Here is an 18,966-nt window from a genome sequence, read left to right as displayed (position 1 = left end):
TCCGTCGCGTTTCGCCTCGTCGACGCGGCCCGTCGACTCCCCGTCTCACTCGTCGGTCGCAGGGCGGAAGACGACGAGCCGTTCGCCGTCGGTGACGCGCTCGCCGACGCCGACCGTCACCGCGTCCCCGATCGCCGCCTCGGGCGGGGCGTCGTCCGCGTCCTCGCCGTCGGTCGCGCCGCCCCCGTCGCCCTCGCCCCGGACGATCCCCGTCAGGCGCGTCGGGCCGAAGTCGGCCACCGCGGTCGCGTACGGCGCGTCGTCCGCGAAGCGCGGCGAGGGGACGTGGACGACGCTGTACGTCGCCACCGTCCCCGTCTCCGCGAGGGGTTCCCGCGAGAGTTCGGTCGACCCGCACTCCGGACACACCCGTCGCGGGGGGAGCGAGCCGTGCCCGTTCGGGCAGACCAGGGCGAACCCGTCGCCGTCGGCCAGCGCGTCGAGCCACTCGGCGTGGTCGCGGCCGGTCGGCGGCGAGCCGCCGGCCGCCCCGTCCCCGTCGCTCATTCCGCCACCTCCAGCACGTGGACGACCGCGCTGGCGACCGTGCCGCCGGCGTTGTGCGCAACGCCGACCTCGGCGTTCGGAACGTGCTCGCTGTTGGGGTGGTCCCCCCGGAGGAGTCGGGTCAGCTCCGCGATCTGCGAGCCGCCGGTCGCGCCGACCGGGTGCCCCTTCGCCTTCAGGCCGCCGGAGAGGTTCACCGGGAGGTCGCCGTCGGCGGTCGTGATCCCCTCGCGGGCCGCCGAAATCCCCTCGCCCGGCTCGAACAGCCCCAGCGACTCCAGCGCCAGCACCTCCGCGATGGTGAAGCAGTCGTGGACCTCCGCCACGTCGACGTCGGTCGCCTCGACGCCGGCGTCGGCGTAGGCCGCGTCGGCCGCGTCGTCGGCCGCGGGCGTCCGCGCGAGGCGCTCCCGGTCGCCGAGCGCCATCCGGTCGGTCCCCTGCCCGGTCCCCGTCACCGCGACCGGCGCGTCGAGGTCGTGACGCTCCGCGTACTCCGCGGAGACCAACACGATCGCGCTCGCGCCGTCGGTGATCGGGCAGGCGTCGTAGAGGTGGAGCGGCTCCGCGACCGGCGGGGCGTCCATCGCCTCCGCGACGGACACCTCCTTCCGGTACTGGGCGTACTCGTTGGGGACGGCGTTGGCGTGGTTCTTCGACGCGACGTGCGCGAGGTCCTCGCGGCTCCCGCCGTACGCGTCGAAGTAAGCGTTCGCCATCAGCGCGTAGGCGCCGGGGAACGTGACGCCCGAGCGCACCTCGAAGAGGTCGTCGGCCGCGATGGCGAGCCCCTCCGTCACCTCGTCGGTCGGGAGGTTCGTCATGCGCTCCATCCCGCCCGCGAGGACGACGTCGGCGTCGCCCGCCGCGACCGTTCGGACCGCCTCGCGGACCGCCACCCCGGCCGACGCGCACGCCGACTCGTAGCGCGTCGCCGGGCAGCGGACCCCCGCGGCCTCGGCCATCAGCGGCGCCTGATGGCCCTGGTGTTCGGCGAGCGCGCCCATGAAGTTCCCGTAGTTCAGCTCCTCGACGTCGGCCCTGTCGACGTCGGCGTCCTCGAACGCCCGGAGCGCGGCCTCGCCGAACAGGTCCCGGCCGGTCCGTTCCGGGTGGCTCCCGAAGCGCGTGAGCCCGACCCCGGCGACGCGTACGTCTGTCATACACGGACGGTGATCGGGGATGCGGTTTAGCTCTGCCGGAACCGGGGGTTCCGAGGCGCGACCTTCGAGCGCGGTTCGCCGGACGGAAAAGCGGCCGCCGGCTCGAACGCGCCCCGACTCAGCCGATGTACCGCAGGTCGTCGTCCGGCACCGCCGGCCCCTCCTGCATCTCGCGGATCTTGCCGACGACCTCCTCCATCTCCTCGGCGCGGTCCTCCAGGCTCTCGTAGTCGACGGACATGTCGAGGACGGTCTCTAAGACCTCCAGCACGGCGCGCGCGCTCTTCGGGTCGACGAGGTAGCCGCTCGTCTCGCCCATCAGGCAGGCGGCCTCGACCCCGCGGCGGCCGCCGAGCCCGAGCACGAGCCCGGAGACGCCGACGATGCCGCCGGCCGGCTCGTCAGCGCGGAACTCCACGCCGGCGTCTTCGAGGTCGTCGACGAGATCGGCGTCGGAGACCGCGCCGAGGACGGTGTACTCCTCGACGAGCTCGCCGGTGGGGACGCCCCCGAGCGCGAACGCCCGCTCGGCGCCGAACTCCTCGGCGATGTCGAGGAACGTCGAGGTGAGCCGGTAGTGACCCGCGTTCGAGCCGGCCTGGTGGTCGCCGGTCAACACGAGTAGGTCGGCGCCGTCGGTCTCGATGGCGTGGAACTCGGCGCAGGTCAGCGCCGCGACGCCCCCGTCGTCGACGCTCACCTGCGGCGGGAACTCCGTGGCGTACACCCGGCGGACCAGCTCCCCGTCGAACTCCTCCAACAGGTGTTCGGCCGCCAGCTTCCCCACGTGGCCGACGCCCGGTAGCCCCTCGATCAACACCGGGTCGTCCAGTTCCGGCGTCGCGACCGCGTCTATCTCGATGTCGTCCATACCGTATCCGTCCGAGCGGCGGTCACAAGAGCGTGGCTATTCCGATGGCTCGCGGTCGCGTCGGGACGCCGACCCGCGTCGCCGCGTCCACCGGCGACTACTCGGAGCCGCGTCGCCGCGCGCGCCGGCGGTACTCGCCGTACGGGTCCTCCGGGCCGAACGGGGCCGGCGCGCTGTTCTCGGTCGGGCCGTCACATTCGGGACAGCGCTCGCCGAGCGCGTACACCGGGCGGTCGTGAGCGGTCTCCCAGTTCGCGCAGACGCGGATATCTGATTTCACGGGTGAAAAGGCGTCGTGGCGTCGGGTCGCTCTGGGTTACTCGTCGTCTTCGCGCCGCTCGCGGTGGAACTCGCCCACGCCGCCGGCGGCCTCGATGGATTCGCGGGCGCGCTCGGCGGCGGACTCGAGCTGGGCCTCCGCCAGCTTGTAGTCGGGTGCCCGGACCTTGATCCGGTACTCCGGCGAGCCCACGTAGCCGACGTCGAGCTCGACGCCGTCCGGAATCTCGCCGTTCCCCTCGGCGGCGGCGAGCGCGTCGCGCACGTCGTCGACGCCGTCGGGGGCGGCCGATTCGAGGTCGACGTATCCGGTCACGTCGACGTACGGGACGGAGACGTTGTTCCGGGCCGCCTGGACGATGGCCGCGGCGGCCTCCTCGTCGACGTCGACGTCGTCGAGCGCCTCGTTCCCGCTGATCGCGGCCGCCTCGAAGGCGTCGTAGAGGCTCTCGTACTCCGCGAGGAGCGCGTTCGCGACCGTCGCGTAGCGGTCGTCGTCGACGTCCTCGCCGAGCGCGATGAGCATCCAGTTATCGGCCTTCTGGGCGTTCTTCCAGTCCTGAATCGTCTCCTTGCGCTGGTGTTCGTTGACGTCTTTGATCGAGAGGTCGATCTGGTTCGACGACTCGTCGATCTCCAGCACCTTCGCCACGACCGTCTGCCCCTCGCGGACGTGGTCGCGGACGTTTTTGATCCAGCCGGACGCGACCTCGCTGATGTGACAGAGGCCGCGCTTGTCCTCGTACTCCTCTAAGTCGACGAACACGCCGAAGTCGGCGATCTCGTCCACCTCGCCGACCACTAGCTCGCCGGGTTCGGGCCAGCCGCTGTACTTCATATCGGGGAAGCGAGGCGGTTACCGCGCCTCAACGGTTTCGACGATTTCGCCGTGAAGCTCCGCCTCCCCGCCGGTCGGGGTCGCGAGGGTCGTGCCGCAGACCGCACACGACACCGTCGAGGAGGCCTTGCCGAAGACGACCTGTTCGTTCTCGCAGTCGCCGCAGGCGACGCGGTGGAAGTCTCCCGCCATGCTTACTCCTGGAACGTGAGACGGCCGGCGCGCCATCCCTCTCGCATGTGGGCCTTTCCGCAGTCGCCGCAGCGGTACTTCAGGTGGGTCTTCTTCGTCGGCTTGTCGCCACCGGGGACCTTCGAGTACCCGCCGGCGTTGCCGATCGTCGCGAGCGCGCGGCGCTGCTGCCGCGCGTCGCGCTTCATTCCGGTCGCGCGACCCGATCGGACCTTCTCCACCTCGTGCTCGTGGTGGGAGTCACAGTGGGGACAGTACGTGTTGAAGCGGCGTGGCATTTCCATGGATATCGACCTTGAGTCGCGGTTCGTCTCCGACGCTTAAAACGGGTTTGGTCTCGGGCGCCCGCGATCCGGCCCGTGACTTGCTCCCTCGCGGAGGATGTCCGGCCGCAGTCCCGAGGTCAGTCCTCCCACTCCGCGACCGCGCGGACCGGCGACCCGTCCCCGTCGCGGAGCCGGAGCGGGAAGGCGTACAGCCGGAACCGCGCGGGGAGCCCGTCGAGTCCGCACAGGTTCTCGACGATCGGGAGCGAGCCGCGTAAGAGGGCGTCGTGGGCGGGGGTGCCGTCGGGCTCGTCGGGAGTATCCGGGTCCGGATTCGCTCCACCCGCGGCGGGCGTCGGATCCGGCCCGAACGTGTCGAGCCCGACGCCGACGCCCGCGGCCCGACAGCGCTCGGTGGCCGCAGCGGTCAGGTACGGGTGGTCGCGGTACCTGTCGGTCCCCCAGTGCGCCGCCCAGCCGGTCCGGACGACCAAGAGGTCGACGTCGGGGTCGATGGCGTCGGGGTCGGGCAACGCCTCGGCCCCGATCGGCTCCCGCGGCGTCAACGGCCGGGAGTCGACGAGACGCGCGTCGAACGCGAACTTCCCGACGCCGCGCTCGTCGATCGCCTCCCCCTCGGGGAGCGTGTGCCGCGGCGCGTCGACATGCGTTCCCGCGTGGGTTCCGGTGCGGAGTTCGCTCGTGGCGTAGCCATCGGCCTCGTGGGTCGCGTCCGGCGCGAGCGACACGTCGGGGTCGCCCGGGTACGTCGGCATACCCGTCTCGATCGGTCGCGAGCAGTCGCGGAACACGGCCGGCGGTCGAACCGCGGCGGGGTTAAGTCGGTCGCCGGCGCTCCGTGTCGGCCCGCGGCCGCGAACCGAATCGGTCCGCGCCGGACCGTCCCCCACCGCCCCGCGAGGTTCCGCGGCCCGAACGTATTTCCTCCGCCCGCCGCTGCTTCGGTCCATGTCGGAACTGCCGCTGGACGCGTATTACGATCTGACGCAAGTCGGCGAGGTCGCCGTCTCACCGACCGGCGACCGCGTCGCCTTCACCGCGACCGAGTACGATCAGGCCGCCGACGAGGCGGTCTCGTCGCTGTTCGTCGCCCCGACCGACGGCTCGCGAGAGCCGCACCGGCTGACGAGCGCGTCGGGCGCCTCCGCGCCGGCGTGGGGGCCGGACGGCGACCGGCTCGCGTTCCTGGCCGCCCGCGAGCGCGACGCGGAGAAACGGGTGGGCTGGCGGGACCGGGACGAGGACGAGGGAGAGGAAGCGGAGGCCGACGACGACGAGGCGGACGAATCGGCCGACGACGAGCCCCTCGAAAACGGCGACGAGGAGCCGAAGCCGCAGGTGTGGATCTTCGACCTCGCGCTCGGGGGCGACGCCAGTCAGGTCACGGAGCGCGACGAGGGCGTCGCCGGCTTCGACTGGTCGCCCGAGGGCGACCGCTTGGTGATCGAGTCGCGCGACCCGACGGACGAGGAGTCGGAGTACCTCGATCAGGTGCGCGAGGAGGGGGGCCCGATCGAGACGACCCGGCTCCAACACAAGGTGAACGGCGCCGGCTGGACCGACGACGTGACGCGGTACCTGTTCGTCGTCGACCCCGACGACCCCGAGAGCGACCCCCGTCGGCTCGACGACGCGTACGGCGGCGGGGCCTTCGAGGACCTCGCCGGCATGGACCCCGCGTGGGGTCCGGACGGGCGAATCGCGTTCACGTCCTGTCGACTGGACCGCCCCGACGACACCACCGTCCGCGACCTCTACGCGGTGTCGCCCGAGGGCGGCGACGCGGAGCGGCTCACGGGCGGGGACCTCACCCACGGCGCGCCGGCGTGGCGTCCGGACGGCGACGGGATCGCGACGGTCGCAAGCGACCCCGACGACCCGCCGGCGCCGGCGGAGGTGTACCTCGTCGACGCCGCGACGGACGCGGACGCCCGCAACGACCCGGTTTCGCTCACCGGCGGCCTCGACCGGACGGTCGCCCGCGGCGGCGGGATCGAGTGGGTCGACGGCGCGATCTACACCCGGATCGCCGACGAGAGTCACACGCGGCTGGTCCGCGTCGAGACCGACGGCACCGCGGAGCGCGTCTTCGAGGCGCAGGGCCGCGACCGGGCGTTGGCCGGGTTCGACGTCGCCGACGACGGGTCGACGGCCGTGACGGTCCTCTCGGAGCCGGAGGCCGGAACCGACCTGTACGCGGTCGACGTCGACGACCTCGACGCCGCCGGCGGACCGGAGTCGTTCCGGCGGCTCACCGAGGTCAACGAGTCGCTCGTCGACGAGTTCGCGATGCCGGAGGCCCGCCGCGTCGAGTGGGAGTCCGACGGCTGGACGCTCGACGGCGTGCTCTACCACGACCCCGACGTCGACCCAGAGGACGGCGACCACCCGCTCGTGGTGGCGATCCACGGCGGCCCGATGTCGTACGACGAGCCGGTGTTCAGCTTCGGTCACGCCGCGCTGACGAGCCGGGGGTACCTCGTCTTCCGCCCGAACTACCGGGGCGGTACCTCCCGCGGCCGCGAGTTCGCCGCCGAGCTGACCGGGAAGTGGGGGACCGCCGAGGTCGACGACATCGCGGCCGGCGTCGGGTCGCTCGCGGACCGCGGCTGGGTCGACCCCGACCGCGTGTTCGGCCACGGGTTCTCGTACGGGGGGATCGCGCAGGGATTCCTCGTCACGCAGGAGCCGGACCTGTTCACCGCGGCGGCGCCCGAGCACGGCATCTACGACCTCCGCTCGGCGTTCGGCACGGACGACACCCACGTCTGGCTGGAGGCCGAGTTCGGGCTCCCGTGGGAGAACCCCGAGGCGTACGACGCGTCGACGGCGGTGCTGGACGCCGGGAACATCGAGACCCCGCTGCTGGTGATGGCCGGCGGCGAGGACTGGCGGTGCCCCTCCTCGCAGTCGGAGCAGCTGTACGTCGCCGCCCGGAAGCGGGGAATCGACGCCGAGCTGGTCGTCTACCCGGACGAGCACCACAACATCGGCGACCCCGACCGAGCGATCCACCGGTTAGCGAAGATCCTCGACTGGTACGAGACGCACGACCCGGCGGTCGAGGCCGAGTCCGCGGACTGAGCCACGACCGGTCGGTGACGGTCGCGGTCGGACGGTGACGGTCGCGGTCGGCGCGACCCCGCCTCAGCGCTCGACGAACTCCACGAGCACGCCGCCCGTCGAGCGCGGATGGCAGAACGCGACCTCGTGGCCCCACGCGCCGGGGCGCGGCTCCTCGTCGACGAGGTCGATGCCGAGGTCGCGCGCCTCGTCGAGCGCGGCCGGGAGGTCGTCGACCGCGAGCGCGACGTGGTGGACGCCGGGGCCCTCCCGGTCGAGGTAGTCCGCGATCGTCCCGCCGGCGTCCGGTTCGAGCAGTTCGAAGTAGCCGCCGCCGTCGAGTTCGAGGAAGACGATCCGCATCCCGTCGAACGTCTCCTCGTGGGCGACCGGAGCGTCGAGCAGGCCGCCGAACAGGTCGGCGAGGGCGGTGGCGTCGCGGGTCGCGACGCCGACGTGATCGAAGCGCATACGAACCGGATCGGGCGCCCGCGACTTATAATGAGCGAGCGAAGTGGAACACCACTCGCCTCGCCGGGATCCAAAGGCTTGGGTGCGATCCGGGAGTACCGATCGTAGGCCCCCATTAGTGAGCGACTCACAGTCCGACGCTTCGACGGAGCAGATGACGTCGCGGAACATCCTCGGATCGCTGCTCGATAGCGGCCTCCACGAGATGAACCGAGAGCGGTCCGGACTCCTCCTCTCGGGGGTGTCGGCGGGGCTCGACATCGGCTTCGGCCCGCTGATGATGGCGGTCGTGTTGACCCTCTCGCCGGGGACGTTCGGCGACCTCACGACCGAACTGCTGCTGGCGAGCGTCTACTCCATCGGCTTCATGTTCGTTATCTTGGGCCGCTCGGAGCTGTTCACGGAGCACACGACGCTGGCCGTGATACCGGTGCTCGACCGGCAGGCCTCGGCCCGACAGTTGGGCCGGCTCTGGGGCCTGGTGTACGTCGGGAACCTGGTCGGCGGCCTCCTGTTCACGCTGCTCGTGACGCTGTTGCTGCCGGAGCTCAGCGTCGTCGACCCTCAGTCGTTCGAGACGATCGCCCTGAAGCTCGTCGACCACAGCCTCCCGTGGCTGTTCGTCGGCGGCGTGTTCGCCGGGTGGCTGATGGGGCTGCTGGCGTGGCTCGTGACCGCGGCGAAGGACACGACATCCCGGATCCTCCTCGTGTTGATCGTCACCGGAACGATCGGGCTCCTCCACCTCCCGCACTCGATCGCGGGCAACGTCGAGGTGCTGTTCGGGCTGTTCTCCTCGCCCGCGATCACGGTCGTCGACTACGTCGGGTTCCTCGTGTTGTCGACGATCGGTAACGCCTTCGGCGGCGCGGTGTTCGTCGCGCTGCTGAAGTACGGCCACGTCGTCCGCGGCGCGGAGTGAGCGCGCTCCGCGGGACGAGTTCGCCCCGCGAGCCGATCCCCTCCCGGATTCACCGCCCCGGCTTGTACTCCCCGAACTCGTCGCGGAGCACGTCGGAGATCTCCTGAACCGTCGCGTACGACTTCACCGCGTCGACGACGTGTGGCATCACGTTCTCGGTCCCCTGCGCCGCCTCGCGGAGGCCGGCGAGCGCGTCGTCGACCGCGTCGCCGTCGCGGTCGGCTTTTACCTCGTTCAGCCGGTCGCGCTGGTTCTGCTCCTGGTCGGGGTCGACCTCTTCGAGGTCCATCTCCGGCTCCTCGTCCACCTCGAACTCGTTGACGCCGACGATGATCCGCTCGCCCGCCTCGATCTCCCGCTGGCGCTCGAAGGCGACGTCCTGGATCTGCCGCTGGACCCAGCCGCTCTCGACGGCCTCCAGCATCCCGCCGCGGCGGTCCACCTCCTCGATGATCTCGAAGGCGTCCTCCTCGATCCCGTCGGTGAGGCTCTCGACGTAGTACGACCCCGCGAGCGGGTCGATCGTGTCGGCCGCGCCCGACTCGTGAGCGAGGATCTGCTGGGTGCGGAGCGCGGTGCGGACGGACTTCTCGGTCGGGAGCGCGAGCGCCTCGTCTTTCCCGTTCGTGTGGAGGCTCTGGGTGCCGCCGAGGACGGCCGCGAGCGCCTGATAGGAGACGCGGACGACGTTGTTCTCGATCTGCTGGGCGGTGAGCGTCGAGCCGCCGGTCTGGGTGTGGAACTTGAGCTGTTTCGACTTGGGGTTCTCGGCGCCGAACCGCTCCTCCATGATCTGGGCCCACATCCGGCGGGCGGCGCGGAACTTCGCGGCCTCCTCGAAGATGTTGTTGTGGGCGTTGAAGAAGAAGGAGAGCTGGGGGGCGAACTCGTCGACGTCGAGCCCGGCGTCGAGGGCCGCCTCGACGTACTCGATGCCGTCACCGAGGGTGAAGGCGATCTCCTGGGCCGCGGTCGAGCCCGCCTCGCGGATGTGGTACCCCGAGATGGAGATGGTGTTGAAGTTCGGCGTCTCGGCCGCGCAGAACTCGAAGATGTCCGTGATCAGCCGCATCGACTGCTTCGGCGGATAGATGTAGAGGTTCCGCGCGATGTACTCCTTCATGATGTCGTTCTGGATCGTCCCGCGGAGCTGCTCCCGCGGGACCCCCTGCTCGTCGCCCATCGCGACGTACATCGCGAGGAGGACGGCGGCGGGCGCGTTGATCGTCATCGACGTGGACACCTCGTCGAGCGGGATGCCGTCGAAGACGGTCTCGAAGTCGTCGAGCGTGTCGATGGCGACGCCCGAGCGGCCGACCTCGCCCTCGGCCATCGCGGCGTCGGAGTCGTATCCCATCTGCGTCGGGAGGTCGAACGCCATCGAGAGGCCCGACGAGCCCTCGTCGATGAGGTACTGGAAGCGCTCGTTGGTCTCCGCGGCGGTGCCCATTCCGGCGTACTGGCGCATCGTCCACAGGCGCCCGCGGTGCATCGTCGAGTAGACGCCGCGGGTGTACGGCTCCTCGCCGGGGTAGCCGAGGTCCTCGCGGTAGTCGGTCTCCACGTCGGCGGGGGTGTAGAGGGGGTCGACCTCCTGCCCGCCGGTGTCGGTGGTGAACGTCTCCTCGCGCTCCCCGAACCGGTCGACCGTCTCGCCGTAGGTTCCGTCCTCCCACGACTCCTTGGCCTCCCGGATCGCGGCGAGTTCCTCAGGGTCGTACATTACTGAATCGGTCGACCGAACGGGACTTAACGCTTTTCAGGGCGGACCCGGTCGACCGCGGGTCACCGCGCCGCTTCCCCGCCGACCCGATTTAAGTGTCGCGCGTCCGAGGCGCGGGCATGGACGTGCTCACAGATCCCGCGCGCCGGTTTCTGACCGCGACGGCGCCGGAGCACACCCGGATCCAGTCGGAGATGGCCGACCTCGCCGCCGAGTGGGGATTCCCGATCATCGGCCCCGAGGCGGGGGCGGTCCTCCGCCTGCTCGCGCGGCTGACGGACGCGGAACGCGTCTTCGAGTTCGGGTCCGGGTTCGGCTACTCCGCCACGTGGTTCCTCCGCGGCGGCGCCGAGCGCGTGATCTGTGCCGAGTTCGACGCCGACGAGGCCGAGCGGGGCGTGGCGTTCGCCGCCGATTACGGCTACGCGGACCGCGTCACCTTCGAGGTCGGCGACGCGATGGAGACGATAGACCGCTACGAGGGCCCCTTCGACGTGGTCCTGATCGACCACCAGAAGGGGCGGTACGCCGACGCCTACCGGGCGGTCCTCCCGAAGGTCCGGACCGGGGGCGTGATCGTCGCCGACAACGTCACCCGCGGCCCCATCGACTTCGAGGCCCTCGTCGCGCACTTCGAGGCGGGCGAGCCGCTCCCGGACGCGGCCGTGGACGCCGAGACCCGCGGCATCGGCGAGTACCTCGGCACCGTCCGCTCGGACGACGCGGTGGAGACCGCGGTCCTCCCGGTCGGCTCCGGCATCGCCGTTTCGACGGTCGTCCGGTGAAACCGAACGAAACGGTTATCATGTCGAATTGAAAACATCAACTCGGATGGAAGGATTGGACGGAACCGACGACGGCGAGGGACCGCGAGCGGCGTCGATCGTGCGCGTCCTCGCCGTCAACGACGAGTCGGGGTTCGCCGACGCGGCGGCCTCGCGCCTCGAGGCGCGCGACGACCGGACCGAGGTGGTGGCGGTCGAGGGCGCCGAGGCGGCGCTGGACGCGCTGTCGTCGGCCTCGTTCGACTGCGTGGTGTCCGGCTACGAACTGGCCGAGGCCGACGGCGTCGGGCTGCTGGAGACCGTCCGCGACCGACACGGCGACGTGCCGTTCGTGCTGTTCACCGGGTCTGGGTCGGAGGCGGTCGCCAGCGAGGCGATCTCCGCCGGCGTCGATGAGTACGTCCGCCGAGCGGAGCCGGCCGACCCGTACGCGCAGCTCGCGAGCGCGGTCGAGGGCGTGGTCTCGCAGGCGCGCGGCGACCGCCGCCTGGCCGCGCACCTGGAGCGCACCACCGACGCGTTCTGTCAGGTCGACTCGGAGTGGCGGCTGACCTACCTCAACGAGCGGGCGGCGAGGTTCCTGGAGCGCGACGCGGAGACGGTGCTCGGCGAGCGGATCTGGGAGCTGTTCCCGGAGGTCGTCGGCACCGAGGCCGAGGCGGCGCTCCGCGAGGTCGCCGAGACCGGTGAGGCGAACCGGCTGGAACACCACGTCGACCGCCTCGGCGCCGACCTCGTCGTGAACGCGTACCCGACCGCCGACGGCCTGGCGCTGTACTTCCGGGACGTGACGGAGCGCCGGGAGCGCGAACGGGAGCTCCGGGAGCTCTCCGAGCGGCTTCAGCTGGCCGTCGAGGGGGCCGACCTCGGCGTCTGGGACTGGAACGTACGGACCGACGAGGTGCGGTTCGACGACCGGTGGGCCGCGATGCTCGGCCACGACACCGACGAGATCGACTTCGACCTGTCGACGTGGGAGGACCGCGTCCACCCCGACGACATCGGCGACGCCTGGGACGCCATCGAGGCCCACTTCGTCGGCGAGACGGACCTCTATCAGTGCGACTTCCGGATGCGGACGAAGTCGGGCGACTGGAAGTGGATCCGGGACCGGGGTCGGGTCGTCGAGCGGACGGACGACGGCGAGCCGCTCCGGGCCGTCGGCATCCACATCGACGTCACCGAGGAGAAGGCCCGCCAGCGCGACCTCGAGCGGTACCGTCGCATCGTCGACGAACTGCCGGAGTCCGTGTGTATCTACGACGCCGACGGCCGCATCGCGCTCGCGAACGACCACACCGGCGACGTGCTCGAGGCCGATCCGGAGGCGCTCGTCGGCCGCGAGAGCCGGCTCGTCGACCGCATTCGAGCCGCGGGCGACGGCGACCGGTACGACGCGCTCGTCGACGGCGACCGCAAGTCGATGACCGGGACGGTCGAGGTCGACCTGCCGAGGCAGTCCGGGGCGATCGTCGACTACGGGCTGACCCGGCTCGTCATCGACGGGGAGTTCGACGGCGTGCTCGGCATCTCTCGCGACGTGACGGAGGAGCGTCGGCGGCAGCGGCGGCTCGAACGCACCTCGGCGCGGCTGGAGGCGCTGTTCGAGCGCTCGCCGGACATGGTCGACATCCACGACGAGTCCGGGGAGATCGTCGACGCCAACCGGGCGATGACGGAGGCGCTCAGCTACGACCGCGAGGAGCTCGTCGGGATGGACGTCTGGGAGGTCGACGCCGAGCTCGAGCCGGAGGAGGGCGTGCGGCTCTGGGAGGACCTGGAAATGGACGAGACGGTCCGGCTGGAGACGACGTTCGCCCGCGCCGACGGCTCGACGTTCCCGGCCGAGGTCCACGTGCGGCGCATCGACGTCCAGGGCGAGGACCGGTTCCTGGCGAGCAGCCGCGACATCTCCGAGCGCAGGGCGTACGAGCGCCGCATCGAGCGGGAGAACGAGCGGCTCGACGAGTTCGCCTCGATCGTCTCCCACGACCTCCGGAACCCCCTCAACGTCCTCTCTGGGTACCTCCGGCTCGCCCGTGAGACGGGGACCGACTCCTACTTCGACCGCTGCGAGCGCGCGCTCGACGAGATGGAGGGGCTCATCGAGGACGTGCTCGCGCTCGCCAGGCAGGGCGAAGCGGTCGGCTCGTTCGAGCGCGTCCACCTCGGCGAACTGGCCGCCCGCTACGGCGACGACGCGTTCGGATCGACCGACGGCGAGGACCCGTTCGGCGGCGACGCGGGCGGCGGCGGAGCGGAGACCGCGCCGATCGAGGTCGCGGTGGAGGCCGACGGCGAGATCTGCGCCGACCCCGGCCGGGTCCGGCAGCTCTTCGGGAACTTGTTCCGGAACGCCGCCGAACACGGCGGCGAGCGCGTCGTCGTCGGCGACCTCTCCGACGGCTTCTACGTCGCGGACGACGGGCCCGGGATCGACCCGGACGAACGGGACACGGTGTTCGAGAGCGGCTACACCACCTCCGAGACGGGCACCGGCTTCGGGCTCGCCATCGTCCAGCGCATCGTCGAGGCGCACGGCTGGGCGGTCGAGGTCACGGCGGGCGAACGCGGCGGCGCCCGGTTCGAATTCACCGGAGTCGACCGGCCTGAATCGAGCGCCGAGGAGACGGAGCCGCCGGGCGCCGAGGAGACGGAGCCGCCGGCCGACGCGTCCGGCCGGTCCGCGGAGGAGGCGGGGTCGCAGGACTGACCGGCCGGAGCGCGGATACGACCGTGTGCGGCGACGAACGAGCGCGAAAAGCGAAGTACCGGAGAGGGTGAGGACCGACTCAGAACGCGCCGGGGTAGACGCTCACGTCGGCGTGGAGCCCCTCGCGGAGCGCGCTGTGGACGTGACAGATGCCCTCGGCGCGCTCGGCGATGTCGGCGGCGGTCTCGTCGTCGAGGTCGGCCTCGACGTGGACGTCGAACGCGATCGATTCGAGGTCGTCGTCCTCGTCGAGTTCGGCGCTCGCGTCGATCTGGACCTTCCCGAGTTCCTCCTCGCCGCGCTGGCTTCCGCCGACGCGGAGCGCGGGGAGATAACAGGAAGCGTACGTCGCGACGAGCGCCGCGTTCGGGTTCGGCCCCGTCTCGTCCGTCGCGTCGATCCGGAGGTCGAACTCGCCGACCTGACTGGTACTGGCGTACCCCGCTTCGGAAACCGTGGACGTCTCGATGTCTGCCATAGTCGAGTGTCGATTAGTCCCCCCGCCGCTAAAGGCTGCCGACACGGGGCGTCGCTGCCGGCGAGGAGAGCGGTCGACATCGTCGGACGAAAGTCGGAGAACCGCCGAGTCGGACCGTCGACGCCGGGCCCGTCAGTCCAGCGTGTACGTCTCGTCGCCGTCGAGCACGACGGGTTCGGCGGCGGCGCCCGCGGCCTTCACCTCGTTGACGAACTCGCGGGTCTCGATCTCGATCGGCCCGAACGAGTCGTAGTGCATCGGGAAGACGACGTCGGCGCCTACCCAGTCGGCAGCGATGCCGGCGCCCGCGGGCCCCATCGTGAAGTGGTCGCCGGCGGGCAGAGCGGCCGCGTCCGGTTCGAGGTACGGCGCGATCACGTCGACCATCTCGGACATGAGTCCGGTGTCGCCGGCGTGATAGAACGTGGTACAGTCCGGGTCGGACTCCTGGGTCGGCTTCTTGTCGCCGATCACGAACCCGGTCGGCATGCCGGCCGAGTAGTCGGGGTCGTTCTCGATCCCGTTCGAGTGGTCCGCGCGGACCATCGTCACCCACGCGTCGCCGCACTCGACGGTGCCGCCGATGTTCATCCCGCCGGCCGGGAGGGCGTGTTCGAGGCCGAAGTTCTCCTGGACGTACGCGGTCAGCTCCGGGGTCGCGACCACGGTGGCGTCCTCGAACTCGGCCGCGTCCGAGATATGGTCCGCGTGCCCGTGAGTCAGGAGGAGGTAATCGGGGTCGATGTCCGCGGGGTCGACGTCGGTCTTCGGGTTGTCGAAGAACGGGTCGATGAGCAGCTCCGTGTCCTCGACGACGACGTGCCACGTGGAGTGGCCGTGCCAGGTGAGTTCCATGGTACGTTCGGTACATCTCGGCGCGGCGTAATAAAATTCGACGCCGCGGAACTCGTCGCCCGCCGGCGAAAGCAATTAACAGGGACGAACGCGAACGCCGATCAGATGCCCTCCGAGACCAGCGACCCAGGCGACCCGCCGGCCGCCTGCCCCGCCTGCGGCGAGGCGGTGCCGGCCGGGGCGAGTTTCTGCCCCGACTGCGGTGCCGACCTCGGCGACCCGGACGACCCCGCGTACTGTTCCGCGTGCGGCGAGGCGTTCGACGACGGCGACCGGTTCTGTTCGAACTGCGGCGCGTCGCGGTCCGGCGGTGAACGCCTCGCGTCCGAGCCGACGGGCCGCACGCCCGAGGAGTCGGACGGGCCGAACTCGTCCACGTCGCGCTCGGCGTCGACCCCGGTCGAGAGCGAGCGCGCCTTCCGCCGTCGGGTTCAGGACCACCTCGACGCCGGGTGGGAGATCGAGCGGGACGACGGCGACCGCGTCGTCCTCGTCGACCGCGGTATCGGCTCCGTCGGCGTCCATGTCCTGCTGTTCATCTTCACTAGCGGTATCGGGAACGTGCTGTACGGCTGGTGGCACTACTCGAAGCTGGCGGAGCGGCGCCGGCTCGTCCGCGGCGACGAGGCGCCGGCGCTCGCCCCGTCGAGCGTCGAGGACGCGGGGCGGACGGAGGCGGCTACCGCCTACGTCCTGACCGGGCTGCTGTTGCTTATCGGCGGCCTGATCGGCTACTTCGCCGCGACGAGCGGTTCCCCGCCCGCCGCGCTGGTCGGACTCGCGTTCGCCGGTCTCGGCCTCGGCGTCGCCCCGCCGGTCCGCCGGCGCCTCGACCGTCGCCACGGAATCACGGCGTTCGGCCGGCAGAAGACGGTCGACCACCGGATCGTCCGGCCGCCCGAGTCCGTCGACGAGCCCTGCGTCGTCTGCGGCGAGGCGTTCGAGCGCGGCCTCGTCAGGCGGCGCCGCGACGAGACGGTCGCCGCGGGCGTTCCGGTTCGCACCCACTCGATCCGCCACAACCACTACTGCGTCGACTGCGCGCGGTCGGAGGTGTTCGGCGGGGACGGCGGGGCACCGCCGCTCGACGACCTCGCGATCGGTGACGGACGCCTAAGCGACTTCGATGTCGCGGAGGGCGACACCCCGGACGACGACGTCGTGGAGGGCGACACCCCGGACGACGAGAAAGCCGCGGAGACGAGCGACTCGGCGGAGTGACTCGGCGGGATCCACCCGTCGCGGTCGTCGCTTGCCTCTCCGGGAACGCTTTTCGGGCGGCCGCCCGTTCGCTCGCGTATGTACCGCGCACGGTTCCGCGACCCGGCCGGATCGATCCGCGAGGGAGAGTACGACCCGGCGACGGACACCGTCGCCTTCGGCGGCGACGAGTACGCGTTTTCCGACCCCGACGTCGACGTGCTCGCCCCGACCGACCCCTCCAAGATCGTCTGTATCGGGCGCAACTACGCCGACCACGCCGCCGAACTCGGCAACGACGTGCCGGACCGCCCGCTGCTCTTCCTGAAGCCGCCGAACGCGGTGGCGAGCCACGGCGACACCGTGACCGTCCCCGCCGGCAAAGAGCGGATCGACTGGGAGGCGGAGTTCGCGGTCGTGATCGGCGAGCAGTGTAAGGCGGTCGACGCCGCCGACGCGATGGACGTCGTCGCCGGGTTCACCTGTATGAACGACGTGTCGAACCGCGACGACCAGAACCGCGAGCAGAACTGGGTGCGCGGGAAGGCGTTCGACGGCGCCGCGCCGCTGGGCCCCGTCCTCGCCACGCCGGACGAGGTGCCGGACGACGCGGGCGTCGAGCTCCGCGTCAACGGCGAGACGAAGCAGTCGAGCGACCGCGAGCACATGATCTTCGACGTGCCGACGCTGATCGAGGAGATCACGACGTACCTCACGCTCGAGCCGGGCGACGTCATCGCGACGGGGACGCCCGAGGGGGTCGGCGCGCTCTCCGACGGCGACACCGTCGAGGTCGAAATCGAGGGCGTCGGCACCCTCGAACACGACGTTCGGATCCCCTGAGCACCGCTCGCCGTTCGGAGGACTCCCAGTTGTTGCGGCTCGGTACCACACCTCGTTTCCGGTGAACGCTTATGTGGCAGCCCCCAGAGTCGGAGGTATGGAGACCTGTTCGTTCGTCGCCGGTTCGTGACGGTACCGCCGCGGCGCGACGCGGCCGCCCCGCTTCGCGAGGCGGAGCCCGTCGCCCGCGCCGCAGAGCCGCGACCGGAGCGCGAGACGCTCCCCTCTCCGGGCCGACGCGAGCGCCCGACCGAATGTCACGAGACGACGCTACGACGAACGAGACCGCCGAATCGATCGAAACCGACGCTCACGCGGACGACGACGCGCACACAGACGACTCCGGCTCCTCCGTCCTCGAGTCCGCCGCTCCGGACGCGTCCCCCGCCGTCGTCGCGGCGCGGGCCGACGACGACCTCCCGGACACGGCCGAGATCCGGGACCTCGCCGCCGCGGCCGGCTACGCGGTGGTCGGCGAAGTGACCCAGCGGCGCCGCGAGGACCCGACCTACGACCTCGGCCGCGGGAAGGCAGAGGATCTGATGCGGCTCGCGGCCGAGACCGACGCCGAGGCCGTGGTCTACGACGGGAGCCTCTCGCCGGGACAGACGTTCTCGCTCGGCGACCTGCTCCCGACCGGGACCGCGGTGATCGACCGCCCTCGGCTCGTCTTGGAGCTGTTCGCCGACGCCGCCGACTCCCGGGCGGCCAACCGCCAGCTGGAGCTGGCGCGCCTGCGCTACGAGCTGCCCCGGCTCCGGGAGGCGATCGCCCGCGACTCCGGCGAGGACGTGCGCCTCCGGCCGGAGGGCGACAGCCGCGTCCTTGACGTCGAGAAGCGGATCGAGTCCGCCGAGCGCGCGCTCGACGAGATCGCCGACGACCGCGCCGGCCGGCGGGCGGAGCGCCGCGACGCCGGGTTCGACCTCGTCGCGCTGGCGGGGTACACCAACGCCGGGAAGTCGGCGCTCGCGCGCCGGCTCGCCGACGAGTCGGACGACCCCGAGTTCGGGGACGAAGCCGCGCCTCGCGACGCCGACCTCACCGACGCCAGCGAGGGAGGCCCGGCGGACGGGGACGGAGCGCTCGCGGTCGCGGACCGCCCGTTCGAGACGCTCGCCACGACGACGCGGCGGGCGACGGTCGGCGGGCGACGCGCCCTCGTCACCGACACCGTCGGCTTCCTCGACGGGCTCCCCCACGAGGCGGTGCGCTCGTTCCGGACGACCATCGACGCGATCCGAGCGGCCGACTGCGCGCTGCTCGTCGCCGACGCGAGCGACGACCCCGCGGACCTCCGCCGGAAGCTCCGCGCGTCGCTGTCCGCGATCGAGGCGACCGAGGGGCCGGTGATCCCCGTGCTGTCGAAGGCCGACGAGGTCGGACCCGACGGGCTCGCGGCCGCGGTGGCGGCCTACGAGGGCGCGGTCGCCGACTTGGACCCGCGGGGCGCCCCCGTCGTCAACGCCCTCCGGTCGCCGATTCCGGTCAGCGTCCGCGACGGGACGGGGCTCGGCGACCTCGCCGACGCGGTCGCGGACGCGCTCCCGACCGCGACGGCGTCCGTCGAGGCCCCGAACGGCGGCGCCGCGCAGGCCGCGCTCTCGTGGGCGTACGACCGCGGCGTCGTCGCGGACGTCGGCTACGGGAGCGAGACCATCGCCGTCGAGCTCGCGGGCCGCCCCGCCGTCGTCGCCGAGGCGGAGCGGCGGCTAGCGGGGGGCGAGAGGGACCGCGGCGAGGGCGGGCCGGCGTAGTACCGCTCGCCGGGGGATC

Annotated in this window: 19 protein-coding genes; 7 read left to right on the top strand and 12 right to left on the bottom strand. The window is 71.6% G+C overall.

What is annotated here, in order from left to right:
• Positions 1–45: 45 nt before the first annotated feature.
• From EXE45_RS11490 to EXE45_RS11455, 8 genes are all read right to left on the bottom strand, one after another.
• Positions 46–507, bottom strand: a complete 462-nt coding sequence (locus tag EXE45_RS11490; protein WP_137694426.1) for a Zn-ribbon domain-containing OB-fold protein — start codon at positions 505–507, stop codon at positions 46–48.
• Positions 504–1,670, bottom strand: coding sequence for a thiolase domain-containing protein (locus EXE45_RS11485; RefSeq protein WP_092922217.1), 1,167 nt, complete (start codon positions 1,668–1,670; stop codon positions 504–506). The genes EXE45_RS11490 and EXE45_RS11485 overlap by 4 nt, the downstream gene beginning before the upstream one ends.
• A 118-nt stretch (positions 1,671–1,788) precedes the next feature.
• Positions 1,789–2,541 (bottom strand): proteasome assembly chaperone family protein, encoded by a 753-nt coding sequence (locus tag EXE45_RS11480; protein WP_137694425.1) that lies wholly within the window; start codon positions 2,539–2,541, stop codon positions 1,789–1,791.
• A gap of 97 nt (positions 2,542–2,638) precedes the next feature.
• Entirely contained in the window at positions 2,639–2,821 is a 183-nt protein-coding gene (locus EXE45_RS11475; RefSeq protein WP_137694424.1) for an RNA-protein complex protein Nop10, read from the bottom strand.
• A gap of 36 nt (positions 2,822–2,857) precedes the next feature.
• Positions 2,858–3,658, bottom strand: a complete 801-nt coding sequence (locus EXE45_RS11470; protein ID WP_092922226.1) for a translation initiation factor IF-2 subunit alpha — start codon at positions 3,656–3,658, stop codon at positions 2,858–2,860.
• Positions 3,659–3,676: 18 nt separating this feature from the next.
• Positions 3,677–3,850, bottom strand: coding sequence for a 30S ribosomal protein S27e (locus EXE45_RS11465; protein WP_004595868.1), 174 nt, complete (start codon positions 3,848–3,850; stop codon positions 3,677–3,679).
• Positions 3,851–3,852: 2 nt separating this feature from the next.
• Positions 3,853–4,134: a 50S ribosomal protein L44e gene (locus EXE45_RS11460; RefSeq protein ID WP_092922229.1), complete on the bottom strand. Its 282-nt coding sequence runs from the start codon at positions 4,132–4,134 to the stop codon at positions 3,853–3,855.
• 119 nt (positions 4,135–4,253) lie between these two features.
• Positions 4,254–4,928, bottom strand: a complete 675-nt coding sequence (locus EXE45_RS11455) for a cyclase family protein (RefSeq protein WP_199233618.1) — start codon at positions 4,926–4,928, stop codon at positions 4,254–4,256.
• A gap of 157 nt (positions 4,929–5,085) precedes the next feature.
• Between EXE45_RS11455 and EXE45_RS11450 the strand changes: the two genes are divergently transcribed.
• Positions 5,086–7,221, top strand: a complete 2,136-nt coding sequence (locus EXE45_RS11450) for a S9 family peptidase (RefSeq protein ID WP_137694422.1) — start codon at positions 5,086–5,088, stop codon at positions 7,219–7,221.
• A gap of 63 nt (positions 7,222–7,284) precedes the next feature.
• Here EXE45_RS11450 and mce read toward each other — a convergent pair whose 3' ends face one another.
• Positions 7,285–7,671, bottom strand: coding sequence for a methylmalonyl-CoA epimerase (gene mce, locus EXE45_RS11445; RefSeq protein WP_092922238.1), 387 nt, complete (start codon positions 7,669–7,671; stop codon positions 7,285–7,287).
• Positions 7,672–7,789: 118 nt separating this feature from the next.
• On the opposite strand from mce, the gene EXE45_RS11440 reads away from it, so the two are divergent.
• Positions 7,790–8,593: a formate/nitrite transporter family protein gene (locus EXE45_RS11440; protein WP_092922241.1), complete on the top strand. Its 804-nt coding sequence runs from the start codon at positions 7,790–7,792 to the stop codon at positions 8,591–8,593.
• A 49-nt stretch (positions 8,594–8,642) separates the two neighbouring features.
• Here the strand turns inward: EXE45_RS11440 and EXE45_RS11435 are convergent, their stop codons facing one another.
• Entirely contained in the window at positions 8,643–10,316 is a 1,674-nt protein-coding gene (locus tag EXE45_RS11435; protein ID WP_137694421.1) for a methylmalonyl-CoA mutase, read from the bottom strand.
• 119 nt (positions 10,317–10,435) lie between these two features.
• On the opposite strand from EXE45_RS11435, the gene EXE45_RS11430 reads away from it, so the two are divergent.
• Positions 10,436–11,101, top strand: coding sequence for an O-methyltransferase (locus EXE45_RS11430; RefSeq protein WP_137694420.1), 666 nt, complete (start codon positions 10,436–10,438; stop codon positions 11,099–11,101).
• Between the two features lie 46 nt (positions 11,102–11,147).
• A complete protein-coding gene (locus EXE45_RS11425) occupies positions 11,148–13,814 on the top strand; it encodes a PAS domain S-box protein (RefSeq protein ID WP_137694419.1) in 2,667 nt (888 codons plus the stop codon).
• 79 nt (positions 13,815–13,893) lie between these two features.
• On the opposite strand, the gene EXE45_RS11420 is transcribed toward EXE45_RS11425, so the two are convergent.
• Positions 13,894–14,292: an OsmC family protein gene (locus EXE45_RS11420; RefSeq protein ID WP_092922253.1), complete on the bottom strand. Its 399-nt coding sequence runs from the start codon at positions 14,290–14,292 to the stop codon at positions 13,894–13,896.
• 132 nt (positions 14,293–14,424) lie between these two features.
• On the bottom strand, positions 14,425–15,147 hold the full coding sequence (locus EXE45_RS11415; protein WP_092922256.1) for a metal-dependent hydrolase: 723 nt from the start codon (positions 15,145–15,147) through the stop codon (positions 14,425–14,427).
• A 105-nt stretch (positions 15,148–15,252) separates the two neighbouring features.
• Here EXE45_RS11415 and EXE45_RS11410 point away from each other — a divergent pair, with 105 nt between their 5' ends.
• The 3 genes from EXE45_RS11410 to EXE45_RS11400 all read left to right on the top strand — a co-directional run bounded on the left by EXE45_RS11410 (position 15,253) and on the right by EXE45_RS11400 (position 18,947).
• Positions 15,253–16,368 (top strand): zinc ribbon domain-containing protein, encoded by a 1,116-nt coding sequence (locus EXE45_RS11410; RefSeq protein WP_137694418.1) that lies wholly within the window; start codon positions 15,253–15,255, stop codon positions 16,366–16,368.
• A gap of 78 nt (positions 16,369–16,446) precedes the next feature.
• Positions 16,447–17,190: a fumarylacetoacetate hydrolase family protein gene (locus EXE45_RS11405; protein ID WP_092922262.1), complete on the top strand. Its 744-nt coding sequence runs from the start codon at positions 16,447–16,449 to the stop codon at positions 17,188–17,190.
• 254 nt (positions 17,191–17,444) lie between these two features.
• The gene (locus tag EXE45_RS11400) at positions 17,445–18,947 is read left to right on the top strand and encodes a GTPase (protein WP_137694417.1); all 1,503 of its coding nucleotides are present in this window, start codon (positions 17,445–17,447) and stop codon (positions 18,945–18,947) included.
• Positions 18,948–18,966: the final 19 nt, after the last annotated feature.

The sequence above is a fragment of the Halorubrum sp. SP9 genome (assembly GCF_005435015.1).
GTDB lineage: Archaea > Halobacteriota > Halobacteria > Halobacteriales > Haloferacaceae > Halorubrum > Halorubrum sodomense.
Note: the sequence above shows the minus strand (reverse complement) of the source record. Positions and strands in the feature narration are given on the sequence as shown.